Annotated in this window: 16 protein-coding genes and 1 pseudogene; 13 read left to right on the top strand and 4 right to left on the bottom strand. The window is 66.3% G+C overall.

The features are described 5' to 3' along the window. Nucleotides 1–14: 14 nt before the first annotated feature. Nucleotides 15–530 (bottom strand): hypothetical protein, encoded by a 516-nt coding sequence (locus tag ELI80_RS14710; RefSeq protein WP_236641526.1) that lies wholly within the window; start codon nt 528–530, stop codon nt 15–17. Between the two features lie 103 nt (nt 531–633). Here ELI80_RS14710 and rimO point away from each other — a divergent pair, with 103 nt between their 5' ends. The 7 genes from rimO (at nt 634) to ELI80_RS14680 (ending at nt 7,524) form a co-directional block, all read left to right on the top strand. Beyond that, nucleotides 634–2,028 carry a 30S ribosomal protein S12 methylthiotransferase RimO gene (rimO, locus tag ELI80_RS14705; RefSeq protein ID WP_136653068.1) on the top strand — a complete coding sequence of 465 codons (1,395 nt, stop codon included), beginning with the start codon at nt 634–636 and terminating at the stop codon, nt 2,026–2,028. Then, on the top strand, nt 2,025–2,888 hold the full coding sequence (locus ELI80_RS14700) for a sulfotransferase family protein (RefSeq protein WP_236641525.1): 864 nt from the start codon (nt 2,025–2,027) through the stop codon (nt 2,886–2,888). The genes rimO and ELI80_RS14700 overlap by 4 nt, the downstream gene beginning before the upstream one ends. 72 nt (nt 2,889–2,960) lie before the next feature. Continuing rightward, on the top strand, nt 2,961–3,755 hold the full coding sequence (locus ELI80_RS14695; protein ID WP_201740664.1) for an alpha/beta fold hydrolase: 795 nt from the start codon (nt 2,961–2,963) through the stop codon (nt 3,753–3,755). Nucleotides 3,756–3,779: 24 nt separating this feature from the next. Further along, a complete protein-coding gene (locus ELI80_RS16240) occupies nt 3,780–4,181 on the top strand; it encodes an alpha/beta hydrolase family protein (protein WP_201740663.1) in 402 nt (133 codons plus the stop codon). A gap of 91 nt (nt 4,182–4,272) precedes the next feature. Further along, a complete protein-coding gene (gene ettA, locus ELI80_RS14690) occupies nt 4,273–5,925 on the top strand; it encodes an energy-dependent translational throttle protein EttA (protein ID WP_438943079.1) in 1,653 nt (550 codons plus the stop codon). A gap of 8 nt (nt 5,926–5,933) precedes the next feature. Continuing rightward, nucleotides 5,934–6,599 (top strand): 3'-5' exonuclease, encoded by a 666-nt coding sequence (locus ELI80_RS14685; RefSeq protein WP_201740662.1) that lies wholly within the window; start codon nt 5,934–5,936, stop codon nt 6,597–6,599. Next, nucleotides 6,517–7,524: a nucleotidyltransferase domain-containing protein gene (locus ELI80_RS14680; RefSeq protein WP_136653066.1), complete on the top strand. Its 1,008-nt coding sequence runs from the start codon at nt 6,517–6,519 to the stop codon at nt 7,522–7,524. Before ELI80_RS14685 ends, ELI80_RS14680 begins: the two co-directional genes overlap by 83 nt. A 10-nt stretch (nt 7,525–7,534) precedes the next feature. Here ELI80_RS14680 and ELI80_RS14675 read toward each other — a convergent pair whose 3' ends face one another. The 3 genes from ELI80_RS14675 to ELI80_RS14665 all read right to left on the bottom strand — a co-directional run bounded on the left by ELI80_RS14675 (nt 7,535) and on the right by ELI80_RS14665 (nt 10,119). Beyond that, complete coding sequence (locus tag ELI80_RS14675; RefSeq protein WP_136653065.1) at nt 7,535–7,816, bottom strand: HNH endonuclease family protein; 282 nt, start codon at nt 7,814–7,816, stop codon at nt 7,535–7,537. A 122-nt stretch (nt 7,817–7,938) separates the two neighbouring features. After that, complete coding sequence (locus ELI80_RS14670) at nt 7,939–8,157, bottom strand: hypothetical protein (protein ID WP_136653064.1); 219 nt, start codon at nt 8,155–8,157, stop codon at nt 7,939–7,941. A 75-nt stretch (nt 8,158–8,232) separates the two neighbouring features. After that, entirely contained in the window at nt 8,233–10,119 is a 1,887-nt protein-coding gene (locus ELI80_RS14665; RefSeq protein WP_136653063.1) for an acyl-CoA synthetase, read from the bottom strand. Between the two features lie 185 nt (nt 10,120–10,304). Between ELI80_RS14665 and ELI80_RS14660 the strand changes: the two genes are divergently transcribed. From ELI80_RS14660 to ELI80_RS16115, 6 genes and pseudogenes are all read left to right on the top strand, one after another. Further along, nucleotides 10,305–10,838, top strand: a complete 534-nt coding sequence (locus ELI80_RS14660) for a CAP domain-containing protein (RefSeq protein ID WP_236641524.1) — start codon at nt 10,305–10,307, stop codon at nt 10,836–10,838. Nucleotides 10,839–10,945: 107 nt separating this feature from the next. Next, nucleotides 10,946–12,319, top strand: a complete 1,374-nt coding sequence (locus tag ELI80_RS14655; protein ID WP_136653062.1) for an esterase-like activity of phytase family protein — start codon at nt 10,946–10,948, stop codon at nt 12,317–12,319. 155 nt (nt 12,320–12,474) lie between these two features. Continuing rightward, the gene (locus ELI80_RS14650; RefSeq protein ID WP_136653061.1) at nt 12,475–12,954 is read left to right on the top strand and encodes a pyridoxamine 5'-phosphate oxidase family protein; all 480 of its coding nucleotides are present in this window, start codon (nt 12,475–12,477) and stop codon (nt 12,952–12,954) included. 54 nt (nt 12,955–13,008) lie between these two features. After that, the gene (locus tag ELI80_RS14645; RefSeq protein WP_136653060.1) at nt 13,009–13,710 is read left to right on the top strand and encodes a TspO-related membrane protein; all 702 of its coding nucleotides are present in this window, start codon (nt 13,009–13,011) and stop codon (nt 13,708–13,710) included. Nucleotides 13,711–14,012: 302 nt separating this feature from the next. Next, nucleotides 14,013–14,183, top strand: a pseudogene (locus ELI80_RS16615) (DUF6538 domain-containing protein); the annotation flags it as partial. Nucleotides 14,184–14,423: 240 nt separating this feature from the next. Beyond that, nucleotides 14,424–14,698: hypothetical protein (locus tag ELI80_RS16115; protein ID WP_136653059.1), on the top strand; the 275-nt coding region annotated here is incomplete at its 3' end.

Raw genomic sequence — 14,698 nt, 5'->3', positions numbered from 1 at the left:
CGCGGGTCCGGGCCTCAGCTCCGGCAGATGCGGACCTGGGGATCCAGCCGCTTGTATTCGGCGGCCGAGATCTTGTTCATCGACAGCGAATGCCGCCATTCGTCCTGCCATTTCCGCAGGATCCCGCCCCGATAGTACTGCGCCATCAGCTCGTCCACGATCGGCGGCACGATCTGGGTGCCGGGGATGCGCGGGGCGTGGAACCCGACCGTCGCGCCGGGGCCAAGGCAGGCGTTCGGCAGGGTGATGTAGATCGTGCAGGCCGAGCGGCAGTAGCCGCGCACCTCGACCGGGCGTCCCGACGCGGCAAGCTGGTCCCGGCGCGAGATCGCGCGGAGGACGTTGCCGCCCTTGTTGTTCATGATGACGATGGGCTCGGCCGCCACGGCCGCCGGCATCAGCCGGTGCGGCACCGGCGCGCGCGGGACGTGGGGCGGGGCCCGCCCCGGATCGCCGGGGGGTGCGGGGACCGGGACGCAGGCCGCCAGCATCAGCGCCGCCGCGACGAGAAGGTGAAGGTTGCGCGTCATCGCCCCACTCTGACGCGGGCGCGGCGCGATGCAACCCCCGCGCCGGGCACGATCCGGAGAGCGGCGCTTTGCGTCCGGCCCGCGCCACGCTATATGCGCGCCCATGACCCAGCTTCAGGCCCAGAATCCCCCGCTTTTGCGACCCGATCTCGCGCGCGCGACCGTCCCCGCCGACATCCGGCGCGACGGCCAGCCCACGATCGGCATGGTCAGCCTCGGCTGCCCCAAGGCGCTTGTGGACAGCGAGCGCATCCTGACGCGGCTCAGGGCCGAGGGCTATGCGATCAGCGCCGACTACCAGGGCGCGGACGCGGTGATCGTGAACACCTGCGGCTTCCTCGACAGCGCCAAGGCCGAAAGCCTCGACGCGATCGGCGAGGCGCTGGTGGAAAACGGCCGCGTGATCGTCACCGGCTGCCTCGGGGCCGAGCCCGACTACATCACCGGCGCGCACCCGAAGGTTCTGGCCGTCACCGGGCCGCACCAGTACGAGCAGGTGCTGGACGCGGTCCATGCCGCGGTGCCGCCCGCGCCCGATCCGTTCGTGGACCTGCTGCCCGCGTCCCCGGTGCAGCTGACGCCGCGCCACTACGCCTACCTGAAGATTTCCGAGGGCTGCAACCACCGCTGCAAGTTCTGCATCATCCCCGACATGCGCGGCCGCCTCGTCAGCCGCCCGGCCCACGCGGTCCTGCGCGAGGCCGAGAAACTGGTGCAGGCGGGGGTGCGCGAACTGCTGGTGATCTCGCAGGACACCTCGGCCTACGGGCTCGATCGCCGGCACGAGACGGATCGCGGCCACCGCGCCCACATCACCGATCTTGCCCGCGACCTCGGCGCGCTGGGCGCCTGGGTTCGGCTTCACTACGTCTATCCCTATCCGCATGTGCGCGACCTGATCCCGCTGATGGCGGACACGGCCGCGGCGGGCGGCGGCGTGCTGCCGTATCTCGACATCCCGTTCCAGCACGCGCACCCGGACGTGCTGAAGCGCATGGCCCGTCCCGCCGCCTCTGCCCGCACGCTGGACGAGATCGCGGCATGGCGCGCGGCCTGCCCCGGCATCACGCTGCGGTCCACCTTCATCGTCGGCTACCCCGGCGAGACAGAGGCGGAGTTCCAGTACCTGCTCGACTGGCTGGACGAGGCGCAGCTGGATCGCGTCGGCTGCTTCAAGTACGAAAACGTCAAGGGCGCGCGCGCGAACGACCTGCCCGACCACGTGCCGGACGAGGTGAAGCAGGACCGCTGGAACCGCTTCATGGAAAAGTCGCAGGCGATATCCGCGGCCAGGCTGGCGGCCAAGGTCGGCACCCGCCAGCAGGTGATCGTGGACAGCGTGGATGCCGACGGCGCGACCTGCCGCACCATGGCCGACGCGCCCGAGATCGACGGCAACCTGTTCATCGACGCGGGGTTCGAGACGCTGAAGCCCGGCGATCTGGTGACGGTGACGGTGGACGAGGCGTCGGACTACGACCTGTGGGGGACCGCTTGACGGCCGGCTGGAACCCCGACGGCAAGCCGCGCAAGCCCGAGCTGATCGGGATCGGCGCGCAGAAGGCGGGGACCACCTGGCTCAGCCAGATGCTGTCGCAGCACCCGCAGGTCTGGTCGCCGCCGTTCAAGGAAGTGCAGTTCTTCAACTACCGCTTCGTGCCCGAGCACCGCAAGTGGCTGCCCTGGCACTTCCGCCGCGGCAAGCAGAACATCGCCAGGCGCTACGAGGCGAAGGGGCAGGAGATGCCCCCGGACCTCGCCGCCTATCTCGACCGCGTGACGCGCGGCGAGATGTTCACGAACCACTGGTACAAGCAGGTCTTCGCCCCCGCGCCGCAGGGCACCAAAGCGCTGGACGTGACGCCGGAGTATTCGACGCTTCCCGACGAGGGCGTCGACTTCGTGGCGAAGTTCCTGCCGAACGCGAAGTTCGTCTACATCCTTCGCCACCCGGTCGACCGGGCGGTCAGCCAGCTGAAGATGAACCTGTCGCGGAACGGCCGCCGTCCCGCGAGCGTGGAGGACTGGCTGGCCGAGATCGAGGATCCGGTGCTGCTGGACCGGGGCGACTATGCGGCCTACGTCCCGCGCTGGAACGCGCGTTTCGGCGCGGACCGGCTGCTCTACGTGCCGTTCGGGCGCATCGCGTCGGATCCCCTGGGCCTGATGCGGCAGGTGGAGCTGTTCTTCGGCCTCGCCCCGCATGACTACCGCAATCTCGGCAGCCGCGTCTTCGCCTCGACCTCGACGCTGTCGGTCCCCGACGAGGCGCGCTCGGCGCTGCGGGCGCGGATGGAGCACCAGTTCGACTTCATCGAGCGTCAGTTCGGCCGCGACTTCGCCGCGCAGATCCGCTGACGCGCTCACGGCGCTGGACAGGCGGCATGCGGCCCGGCTCTACTTCCGCACAGGGAGAGAGGGAGACGAGACATGCACAAGCTGATACTTGCGGCGGCCGTGGCCGCGATCGCCGGGCCGGCCGCGGCGCTGGACGGGATCGTGGAGAAGCAGCAGTTCACGCTGACCGACTTCACGACCGAGGGCGGCGCGACCATCCCCGAGATGACGCTGGGTTACGAGACCTACAGCACGCTGAACGAGGCCAGGGACAACGCGATCCTGATCACGCATTTCTTTTCAGGCAACAGCCACGCCGCCGGGAAGTACGCCGAAAGCGACGCGGCACCCGGCTACTGGGACGCGATCATCGGGCCGGGCAAGCCGATCGACACCGACAAGTACTTCGTCGTCTCCGCCGACACGCCGGTGAACCTCGGCGCGAAAAGCCCGACCGTCGTCACCACCGGCCCCGCGACCGTGAACCCGGCGACGGGCAAGCCCTGGGGAATGGACTTCCCCATCGTCACCATCGGCGACTTCGTCGAGACGCAGAAGGGGCTGATGGACCAGCTCGGCATCCAGAAATGGCGCGCCGTCATGGGCCCGTCCATGGGCGGGCTGCAGGCCTATGACTGGGCCGCCCGCTATCCCGACCGGCTGGAGCGGGTCATCCCCGTGATCGCCGCGGGCTGGGCCGACGCGAACCTGATCGCCTGGCTCGACATCTGGGGATCGCCCGTCCGGCTTGATCCGAACTGGAACGGCGGCGACTACTACGAGGGGACGGCGCCCGACGCGGGGCTTGCGCAGGCGCTGAAGATCGTGACGCTGCACGCGGGATCGCGCGAATGGACCGACCCCACCTTCGGCCGCGACTGGGCCTAGGACGGCGCGGACCCCGCGGATGCGATGGAGAACGAGTTCGCCGTCGTGAAGACGCTGAACGACGGCGGGGCGGCGCGGGCGGCGACGTCGGACGCCAACCACCTGCTGTATCTCATCCGCGCGAACCAGCTCTTCGTGGCGGGCGGCAAGGGCGGCGCGGGCGGCGCAGACGGCGAGGGCGGCGGGGGCGAGAGCCCGTATCAAGGCCTTCTCGCCATCGACGTGCCCGTGATGATCGTCCACACCGACGAGGACGAGGTCTTCCCCGGCGACGCCGTGCGCGAGACCGCCAGCATCATCCGGTCCGACGGCACCCCGGTCGAGGTGGTGGAGATCAACGGGACCCGCGGCCACCTGGACGGGATCGTCAACATCGCGCTGGCGGGCGAGCAGATCCGCGGCTTCCTCGACCGCGAGATCGACTGACCATCGACGCGCCGCATCCGTTGCGTTGCGGCGCTTCAACTTGCGCCGGTGATCGCCTAGATAGGCCGCAACCAGCGGACAGGAGCGGATCATGGCCCAACAGTTTGTCTATCACATGGAAGGCGTGTCCAAGGCCTATGGCTCCGGCAAGAAGACCTTCGAGAACATCCACCTGAACTTCCTTCCCGGCGTCAAGATCGGCGTCGTGGGCGTCAACGGCGCGGGGAAATCCACGCTGCTGCGGATCATGGCCGGGATTGACAAGGACTTTTCCGGCGAGGCATGGGCCGCCAAGGGCGCGACCGTGGGCTACCTGCCGCAGGAGCCGCAGCTCGACCCCGCGCTGAACGTGCGCGGCAACGTCATGGAAGGCGTGCGCGCCAAGCAGGCCAAGCTCGACCGCTACAACGAGCTGGCGATGAACTACTCGGACGAGACCGCCGACGAGATGGCGCAGCTTCAGGACGAGATCGACAGCCAGAACCTGTGGGACCTCGACACCCAGGTCGACATCGCGATGGACGCGCTGCGCTGCCCGCCGGACGATGCCGACGTCGAAAGCCTGTCGGGGGGCGAGCGCCGCCGCGTCGCGCTGTGCAAGCTGCTGCTGGAACAGCCCGACATGCTGCTGCTGGACGAACCGACCAACCACCTCGACGCGGAAACGATCGCGTGGCTGCAGAAGCACCTGATCGAATATCCCGGCACGATCCTGACCGTCACCCACGACCGCTACTTCCTCGACGACATCACCAGCTGGATCCTGGAACTCGACCGCGGCCGTGGCGTGCCGTGGGAAGGCAACTATTCCTCGTGGCTGGAACAGAAGGCCAAGCGGCTGGAGCAGGAGGCGCGCGAGGACAAGGCCAAGCAGAAGTCGATGGAGCGCGAGCTGAACTGGATCCGCGCCGGCGCCAAGGCGCGGCAGGCGAAGTCCAAGGCCCGCATCAACGCCTATAACGAGATGGCGTCGAAGTCCGAGCGAGAGAAGATCGCCAACGCCCAGATCGTCATCCCGAACGGCGAGCGGCTGGGCGGCAAGGTGATCGACGTGACCGGCCTGAAGAAGGCGATGGGCGACAAGCTCCTGATCGAGGACCTGTCGTTCTCGATCCCGCCCGGCGCCATCGTCGGCGTGATCGGCCCGAACGGCGCCGGCAAGTCCACGCTGTTCAGGATGCTGACCGGGAACGAACAGCCCGACGAGGGCCAGATCGTCGTCGGCGAGACGGTGCAGCTGTCCTACGTGGACCAGTCGCGCGACGCGCTGAACCCGGAAGCGACCGTGTGGGAGGAAATCTCGGGCGGGGCCGAGATCATCGCGCTGGGCGACGCGACCATCGCCAGCCGCGCCTATTGCGGCGCGTTCAACTTCAAGGGCACCGACCAGCAGAAGAAGGTGGGGCTGCTGTCCGGGGGTGAGCGCAACCGCGTCCACATGGCGAAGCTGCTGAAATCGGGCGGCAACGTCCTGCTGCTGGACGAGCCGACCAACGACCTCGACGTCGAGACCCTGCAGGCGCTGGAAGCGGCGCTGGAGGACTTCGCCGGCTGCGCCGTCATCATCTCGCACGACCGCTTCTTCCTGGACCGCCTGTGCACGCACATCCTGGCGTTCGAGGGCGACGCGCACGTGGAGTGGTTCGAGGGGAACTTCGAGGCGTACGAGGCCGACAAAGTGCGGCGTCTGGGGCCGGATTCGATCGAGCCGAAGCGGGTGAAGTATAAGAAGTTTACGAGGTGAGATAGGCCATGGCGGACATCAAAAATGGCGATGCGTACATCTCAGTAGATGTTGAGACCGACGGACCAATTCCCGGCCCTTATTCGATGCTTGCTTTGGGAATGGCCTATTGTGGCAGTTTCGATGGGAGGTCAATGGAATTGACTCCTCGTCCTGACAAGACGTTTTATGTCGAAATTAAACCCATAAGCGATGAGTTCGAGTATGAGGCTCTTCATGTGAACGGTCTTGATAGACGGAGATTGGCCAATGAAGGGACAGATCCAAAAGAGGCGATGGAAAGTGCTTGCAACTGGATCGATGAGGTTTCAGGTGACAATCGGCCAATTTTTGTTGCATATCCCGCATCGTTTGATTGGCTATGGGTGCACTGGTATTTTACACGGTTCACGCGTCAAGGATCGCCTTTCGGTCATTCAGGCTGTTTCGATCTAAAAACGGCAGTCGCGGTCAAAGGCAGGGCGCCAATCTCGATGTCGTCAAAATCGCAGCTACCTTCAGCATTGCGGTCGGATCTTCCTCATACTCACAACGCCCTCGATGATGCCATTGAACAAGCAAACATTTTTTTTAAACTCATGGTGATGACTGATGGTCGACCAAATAGCTTCCAGAAGCGATCGTTCCTTCTATATTCGCCACGAAGCGTCAAAGCTCTTAAAGCAACGGATTAGCCAATGGTGTAACCCGGATGACCTAGCGACGCGCATTTGTATTTACACGACCGGATCTTTCGGTCGAGGCGATGCTTCAAGCTTCAGCGACTTGGACGTGTTTATAGTGTCTTTGGAAGAGAACGTTACCGGCAGACGACTTTTGAGTGGCCTTGAAGAAATCGAACTGCTGGCTTCAATTGTTCACACGAATAGAGAGCTCCGTTTGCCGAATTTGGATGGGGACGGGAACTACCTGAGAGTTCACTCTCTGTCCGATTATCTAGTGGGATTGGGAAAGCCGGACGACGATGCTAACAATACATTCACAGGGCGACTGCTTCTTTTATTGGAGAGCAAAGCTATTTTCGGCAGTAGTGCGTACGAGCTTGTCAGGCAAGAGTGCATCGAAAGGTATTGGGTGGACTATGCTGATCATAGCGGGAGCTTTCTGCCAGCCTTTTTAACGAACGATATCTTGCGGTTTTGGCGGACGCTGTGCGTCAACTATGAAGCAGGTGAAGCTAGAGATCCCGCAAAAAGACGGGCTAAGAACCTGAAGCTGAAGTTCAGTAGACTGCTGACTTGTTTCTCGGCAGTACTAAGTTTGCAGGCCGAGTTCGGGAACTCTGATACCGTCACTGCAGATCGAGCGCTTGCCATTCTTGGGCGAACGCCCATGCAGAGGCTGGAAGACATACAGGCGTCCCAAAGCGGCAGGGTCGACTTGCTCGTGCGGGAACTGCAAGAAATGTATAGTTGGTTTCTTCAGGAAACCGACTGTTCGAAGGATAGTTTGTACGAAAAAATGTCGGATCCAGGATATTATAAGGACTCTCTATTAAAAGCCCGCGAATTTGGTGACAAAATGTTTGAGTTGATAAACGCAATGTCATCAATCTCGGGCACTGAAGGCTCACGGTTCTTGCGATACTTAACGGTTTAGCTCAGGCGCCTCACCGCACCTTCCCCCGCCACCCCACCGGCCGCTTCCCCACCCAGTCGAAGAACCGCCGCAGCTTTGGGTGGCAGCGCAGCGCCTCCACCGTCGCGTAGTTCCGCGCCAGGTCCGTCTCGCTCAGCGTCTTGTGGATCGTCGTGTGGCAGACCTGGTGCAGCAGCACCGTCTCGCCGCCCTTGCCGCCGCGCAGCTTGGGGATCAGGTGGTGGCGGCTCTGCGGGACGCCCGGGGGGATCGGGCGCAGGCACAGCGGGCAGGTGGGGTGGTCCTCGGTCATGGCCGGGACCAACGCCGCGCCCATCCTTCAGGTGCCATCACGCTTGATGCACCGGAACATGGCGCTGTCTGCGCCTGACGTCCGCGACGGCGCGTCAGGTCACGCGACCCGGACGTGGCGCCTCACGACGTGAGCAGCCTGCCCTTGCCGCAGCCCGACCCGCTCGCCGGCCGGATCACCGGGGTGGCGGGCTCGGTCCCCGGTTCCGCCGCCGGTCCCGTTGCCGGGGCGGGGGAGGCGGTCGTGGCCGGAGGCGGCGGGGACGGGGCCTGCTGGGCCAAGGCAGGCGCTGCGGCCATGAGGGTGGCGATGATCGCCGGGGCGCATCCACGGAAAGCCATGGTTCTCTCCTTGCAGACGGTGGGCCGCCAGCATGCGCCCGAACCGCCGCGCCCCCAAGGAAAAACGCGGGCCTGTTACGTCCGGTCCTGCGCCCAGTCCCAGGGCCGGGTGAAGCTGCCCAGGCGCTCCGTCACCGCGGCCTCGTCGCAGCCCGGCGCGCGGGACAGCTTCGCGACCAGCCCGCGCTTCTTGTCGTCCACGACCTCGGTCACATGGCTGCCGCAGCCGTCCAGCGCGGCGTCGTAGACCCGCTTGATCGCCATCTTGCGCAGTTCGGGCTTGAAGACCTTGCCGACGGCGGTCTTGGGCAGTTCGGGCAGGATCTCGACATGCTTGGGCATCGCCGCGCGTTCCGTGATGTGCGCGCGGGCGTGTTCCAGCAGGTCGTCCACGGTGGCCGACGCGCCGCCCACCAGCTCCACATAGGCGCAGGGCAGTTCGCCCGCGAAGGCGTCGGGCTGGCCGATCGCGCCGGCGATCGCGACGGCGGGGTGCGAGGTCAGCGCCTCCTCGATGACGGCGGGGTCGATGTTGTGCCCGCCGCGGATGATGAGGTCCTTCGCGCGCCCCGTGATCCACAGGTAGCCGTCGGGGTCGAGCCGGCCGAGGTCGCCCGTGCGCAGGAACCGTCCATCGGCGAACAGGTCGCGGTTCTGGTCGGCCTCGGTGTAGATCGAGCCCTCGAAGACGCCGAAGTTCGACACGCAGATCTCGCCGATCTCGTCGGTGCCGCACTCGTGGAAGCCCTCGGGGGTGCGGCGCAGGATCCGCACCTCGGTGTAGGGCAGGGGGATGCCCACCGATCCCACCTTCTTCAGCCCGTCCACCGGGTTGCAGCTGACGAGGCAGGTCGCTTCGGTCAGGCCGTAACCCTCGGCGATCTCGACGCCGGTCGCGGCCTTGAAGCGGTTGTAGAGCTCGATCGGCAGCGGCGCCGACCCGGAGATGGCGGTCCGCAGCGACGACACGTCCGCGTTCACCGGGCGCTGCATCAGGGCCGCGATGGCGGTCGGGACGGTGATGAGGAAGGTCGCGCGCCAGCGCTCGATCAGCTTCCAGAAGTTGTCGAACACGCCGTCGCCGCGATAGCCCGCGGGCGTCGGCATGACGAGATGGGCGCCCGAATAGACGCAGCTCATCAGTATCGGATAGGCCGCGAAGACGTGGAACATCGGCAGCGGGCACATCAGCACGTCGTTTTCGTCGAACAGCAGCGAGCCGCCCAGGAAGCCGTTGTAGATCATGCCCGACGCCTTGTGCTGGGCCAGCTTGGGGGTCCCGGTCGTGCCGCCGGTGTGGAAATAGGCGGCGACGCGGTCCTGTTCCGGGTCCTCGAACGACAGCGCGTCGTGGCGGTGCTTCGACACCGCCGCCTCGAAGTCCACGACCTTCGCCTTGTGCGCGACCTTGACGCGCGGGCGCACCAGCGGGACGAGCCATTTCTTCGGCCCGCCCAGGTAGCGGTTCAGGTCGACCTGCAGGATCGTCCTGACGTTCGGCGCCAGCGCCGCGGCGTCGGCGGCCTTCTGCGCCACGTCCGTCCTTGGAAAGGCCTTCAGCGTCACCAGCACCTTGGCCCGCGTCTCGCGCAGGATCGCGGCGATATGCTCGGCCTCCAGCAGCGGGTTGATCGGGTTGACGATCCCGGCGGTGGCGCCCGCCAGCAGCGTGATCGCCGCCTCGGGGCAGTTCGGGAGAAGGTAGGCCACCGTGTCGCCCGGCCCAACGCCGAGGTCGCGGAAGAGGTTCGCGGTCTCGGTCACGCGCTCGTGCAGCTCGTTCCAGGTCAGGGTGCAGCTGCGCGAGTGCGGGTCGGAGAGCAACTGGAAGCTGAGCGCCGGGCGCGCCGGGAACCTGTCCTTCGTACGGGTCAGGGTCCGGTAGATCGTGGCAGGCACGTCCTGCGTCTCGTACGGCCGGCTTTCGACGCGGTCGCGATCCGCAATGCTGCTGAAGGCCATGTTTCCCCTCCCTGGCGCCTAGCCATGGACCATGGTCCAAAGCAGGGCACTTCATCAAGCTTTCGGTCGTGATCCGCCTGCCGACGCAGCGTCAGTCGCATTCTTCAAATACTCTGCAACCTGTGATTGAGCGAACACACGTTCCTAGGGTAACACTTCGGAAAACGCCGATCCGGGGGGACAGGATGGACTTCAAGCAGATGTTGGGTGCGGCCGCGCTTGCCACGGCCGCGCTGGGGGGCTGCGCGCCTGCGCCGGCCGTGCAGGGGAAAGATCCCCATGCGATGCAGCTGCTGGCTGCGGGCGCTGCCACCTGTCATGCGACCACGTCGCAACAGAACGCCGTGGCGGTCGCCGCGACCAACCGCACGCGGGCGGCGTCCGGGCTGCCCCCGGTCTGGGCCGACGACCGGCTGGCGCAGGCGGCGGCCGGCCACGCCTGCGACATGGCCCGGCGCGGCCGCATGACCCATGTGGGCAGCACGACCCACGGCCCCGCGCCGCGCCTGAAGGCCATGGGCTATGCGCCGTCGGTCACGGCAGAGAACATCGCCGCCGGGCACTTCGACCTGAACCGCGTGCTGCACGAATGGAACGTCTCGACCGGGCACCACGCGAACATCGTCATCCCGCAGATGCGCCACATGGGCATCGGCGAGGCGGTCGGCGCCGACGGCAAGACCCGGTTCTGGGCCGCGGTCTACGCCGCCCCGCGCTGAGACGGGGTGGGGCTGACTGACACGCATCTGCCGCATTTCCGTCGCGTTCCTGTCAGCCTTCGCGGCTAGCACCGCGCGAGAGCCGACCTGAAGCGGAGACCTGACCGATGCGTTCCACCCCTGCAGGGCGATCCGCCCTCGCGATCCTCGCCGTCCTCGCGCCGGCGCTGCCCGCCCTTGCGCAGGACGCGCCGCAGACGTTTCCCGCCACGCTCGCGGGCCACGCGATGCTGCCGGCGATGACGCTGGCCGCGCCGCCCGCCGACGCGCCGCGCGACCTGTGGATCTCGGGCAAGTTCACCGGCAAGGGCCGGAACGAGCAGCCGATGTCCGTCCCGGGCGATGTCGGCGCCGCCTATGGCGGCCACGGGACCGGCATCTCTCTGCCGTTCATCGGCCAGCCGGTGCAGGGCATGTCCGGCCTCGCCATGAACCGGGCCGGGGATGGAAGCTGGTACGTGCTGACCGACAACGGCTTCGGGTCGAAGATCAACAGCCCCGACGCGATGCTGTTCTTCCACCGGATGAAGCCCGACTTCGACGCCGGCACCGTGGCGCGCGAGGAGACGGTGTTCCTGCGCGACCCCGACCGCAAGGTCCCGTTCCGCATCGCGAACGAGGGCACGGACGCCCGCTACCTGACCGGCGCCGACTTCGATCCCGAAAGCATCCAGTTCCTGGATGGCGAGATCTGGATCGGCGACGAGTTCGGCCCCTTCATCCTGCGCGTGGCGCTCGACGGGCGGATCCTGTCGGTCCACCAGACCATGCTGGACGGCAAGCCGCTGACCGGCCCCGACACGCCCGGCACGGTCGTTCCGGCGCAGCCCGGCAAGGACTTCCGCGTCCAGCGTTCGGGCGGGTACGAAGGCATGGCGCTGCAGCCGGGGACGGACCTGTTGTGGGCGATGCTGGAAAAGCCGGTGCTGGGCGAGGATGGCCAGCCCGAGGGAAGCTTCCTGCGCGTGCTGACCTTCGACACCGGCACCGCCAACTGGACCGGCGACAGCCACAGGTTCCGCCTGTCCGAAGGGGCGACCGCGATCGGCGACTTCAACTTCATCGACGAAACCCGCGCGCTGGTGATCGAGCGTGACAACGGCGAGGGGGATGCCGCGCGTGCCTGCGCCGAAGGCGCGACCGACATGTCCGGCTGCTATCCGCAGCCCGCGCGCGTGAAGAACGTGGTGCTGGTGGATACCGCCAGCACCGACGCCGACGGCTTCATCCGCCGCATCGGCCAGATCGACCTGCTGGCGATCGCGGACCCCGACGGCCGCGCGCTGCCCGGTACCGCGCGCGAGGACGGCACGCTCGGCTTCCCGTTCTTCACGATCGAGGACGTGGCGCGTGTGGACGACACCCACATCCTGGTCGGGAACGACAACAACCTGCCGTTCTCGGGCGGGCGCGAGATCGGCCGCGCCGCGGACAACGAGTTCATGCTGCTGTCGGTGCCGGAACTGCTTTCCGCCCGGTGACGCGAAGCGGGGGCCAAGGCGGACGGCGCCCCGGCTTGCAGCCTGTCCGCAGCACGGCGGTTGCGCGACTGCGACAAGGCGCCCCTGCCGCGCGGCGGGATGAAACTTTGCCTTTCACGCGCACGTTCGGTGGCGAACAGGACAAGGAAACAGTCATGACCGACGCGACCGAAATCGAAGAGAAGTTCTGGCAGGCGCTCAAGGACGACGGGATCGTCATGCTGGGCGTCGACGGGGTGGAAAACGGCTTCGCCCGCCCCATGGCCGCCGTGATCGACGAAAAGCGCAGCCCGATCTGGTTCTTTGCGTCCTCCGACAGCGCCATCGTGGACAAGGCCGGCTCGGGCGGCACCGCGATCGCGACCTTCGCGGCGAAGGGCAAGCTCTACGCCTCGATCCAGGGGCGGCTCTCCGTCTCGCAGGACCGGGCGATGATCGACAAGCTGTGGAACCCCGGCGCCGCCGCGTGGTTCGAGGACGGCAAGGACGACCCCAAGATCCGCCTGCTGCGGCTCGATGCCGACAACGCGGAGATCTGGCTCGACGGAAGCAGCCTGGCCGCGGGGGTCAAGTCGCTCCTCGGAATCGACCCGAAAGAGGATTACAAGGACAAGCAGGCGAACGTCACGCTGTGACCGCTTGCCGGGCGCGGCCGTCCGCGCCCGGCCTTCCGTGCAGGAGCCGCCCAGTTGCGCCGAACCCTCCCGCTTCTCGTCCTCGTGCTCGCCGTTGCGTTCGCGCTGTCGCCGCTGGCGAGCGACGGCTTCAACGGCTTCACCCGCGACCAGTTTCCCGTCGTGAACGACTTCTGGCCGGTGCAACCGGCGGGGTGGGCGTTCTCGATCTGGGGCATCATCTATCTGTGGCTGATCGCGGGCAGCGCCTATGGTCTCTGGCGCGCGGCCGATGCGCCTGACTGGCAGCCGATGCGCGGACCGCTGGCGCTGAGCCTCGGGATCGGAGTCTTCTGGATTGCCGCTGCGGATCGGTCGCCGGCACTCGCGACCGTGATGATCGTGGCCATGGCCGCCGCGGCCATCGCGGCGCTGATCCGCACCGGCAAGACCAGCTCCGCCTGGCAGTCCGCGCCCGTGGGGCTCTATGCCGGCTGGCTGACCGCCGCCACCGGGACCGCCGTGGGCGTGGTGCTCAGCGGCTACGGCTTCCTGTCGCCGCAGGTCGCGGCGGTGATCATGCTCCCCCTCCTGCTGCTGGTCGCGCTTTTCGTGCAAGGGCGGCGGCCCGACGTCTGGACCTATCCTGTCGCGGTCGGCTGGGCGCTCGTGGGCGTCATCGCCGCCAACTGGCCCGTACGGAACTGGCTGGTGATCGCCATCGCCGCCGCAGGCATCCTGGCGCTCGCCCTGCGCGGCGCGGCGGCGCGGCGTTAACCAGATCTTCAATCAATGACCCTGACCGCCTCAGACTTCCTGCTGTAATCGACGGAATGCGGAACAGCCGGTCCGGGGATGCCCGGGCCCGCTTTCGGCTGCACGGCGACTGTCGGCTGTGCAATGGTGCGATTTCGGAAGTTGTGGTGCCGCAGAAGGGCATCCATGACCTCGGACGGCGGGGTGCTTCCTATTGTGCAAGTTACACGAAGTCAACGACTTGCGCCGGTTCAGAGAGTGGGCGTGATTTGTGAAGTGGCCTTTCATGTGGGGCAGTCTGTGGGGCGGTTTGGGGGCGCTGAATGCGAGAAAGGGGCATCAAGAGACGGGGCAGGATTTATCATCTCCGCGTGCGAACGCCTGCGCGCTTCCGAGTAGTGGAAGCGCGGCGAGAGGTTACAATGTCGCTTCGGACGGACAGTCTCATCGAGGCGAGGGCGCGTCACACGTTGACCTATCGCGCGCTTCATCAAGCCTGGGAGGCACGCCTGCGCGGCCAGGTGGGGCCGGCCCCTTGCTTCCCCTGGGAGGGCCGAGCCCACCCGACAGATGATGTCGAATCTGTCTCACGCGCTGATTTTCCTCCCGACCCGGCGATCAGGATACTTCTTGAGCTTCTGGAAAAAATTGTGGAGGGCAGGCTTTCGCCAGGCGGAGCAGCCCCCCTAGGCCACGGGAAGTTGCCCCGGCTCCTGGTGTCAGAGATGCCTGCCGTGAACGAGCGCATCCGCGCCGACCGGATCGCTGCGAAGAACGGCCGCCAACTTCGGGAGTGGCGCAACAAGTACTTGCGGGCGACGGAGGCGTTCATCACCGTGGTCGGCAACAGGTTCATGGCCGAGATCACTTCACAAGTTGCGCAAGCCTATCGAACCTACTGGGATAGAAAGCGGAAGACTGATCAGCTTACCACTCAGTACGTGAACAAGCAAATTGCCTATATTGTTGATTTCCACCCGGAACTGACCCGGGTTTTCCATCGAGAAGT

The sequence above is a fragment of the Paracoccus aeridis genome, assembly GCF_004923205.2.
Lineage (GTDB): Bacteria > Pseudomonadota > Alphaproteobacteria > Rhodobacterales > Rhodobacteraceae > Paracoccus > Paracoccus aeridis.
Note: the sequence above shows the minus strand (reverse complement) of the source record. Positions and strands in the feature narration are given on the sequence as shown.

Coding starts and splice junctions, on each gene's coding strand:
- ELI80_RS14710 (WP_236641526.1), bottom strand. CDS start 530: ATGACGCGCAACCTTCACCTTCTCGTCGCGGCGGCGCTGATGCTGGCG.
- rimO (WP_136653068.1), top strand. CDS start 634: ATGACCCAGCTTCAGGCCCAGAATCCCCCGCTTTTGCGACCCGATCTC.
- ELI80_RS14695 (WP_201740664.1), top strand. CDS start 2,961: ATGCACAAGCTGATACTTGCGGCGGCCGTGGCCGCGATCGCCGGGCCG.
- ELI80_RS16240 (WP_201740663.1), top strand. CDS start 3,780: ATGGAGAACGAGTTCGCCGTCGTGAAGACGCTGAACGACGGCGGGGCG.
- ettA (WP_438943079.1), top strand. CDS start 4,273: ATGGCCCAACAGTTTGTCTATCACATGGAAGGCGTGTCCAAGGCCTAT.
- ELI80_RS14685 (WP_201740662.1), top strand. CDS start 5,934: ATGGCGGACATCAAAAATGGCGATGCGTACATCTCAGTAGATGTTGAG.
- ELI80_RS14680 (WP_136653066.1), top strand. CDS start 6,517: ATGGTCGACCAAATAGCTTCCAGAAGCGATCGTTCCTTCTATATTCGC.
- ELI80_RS14675 (WP_136653065.1), bottom strand. CDS start 7,816: ATGACCGAGGACCACCCCACCTGCCCGCTGTGCCTGCGCCCGATCCCC.
- ELI80_RS14670 (WP_136653064.1), bottom strand. CDS start 8,157: ATGGCTTTCCGTGGATGCGCCCCGGCGATCATCGCCACCCTCATGGCC.
- ELI80_RS14665 (WP_136653063.1), bottom strand. CDS start 10,119: ATGGCCTTCAGCAGCATTGCGGATCGCGACCGCGTCGAAAGCCGGCCG.
- ELI80_RS14660 (WP_236641524.1), top strand. CDS start 10,305: ATGGACTTCAAGCAGATGTTGGGTGCGGCCGCGCTTGCCACGGCCGCG.
- ELI80_RS14655 (WP_136653062.1), top strand. CDS start 10,946: ATGCGTTCCACCCCTGCAGGGCGATCCGCCCTCGCGATCCTCGCCGTC.
- ELI80_RS14650 (WP_136653061.1), top strand. CDS start 12,475: ATGACCGACGCGACCGAAATCGAAGAGAAGTTCTGGCAGGCGCTCAAG.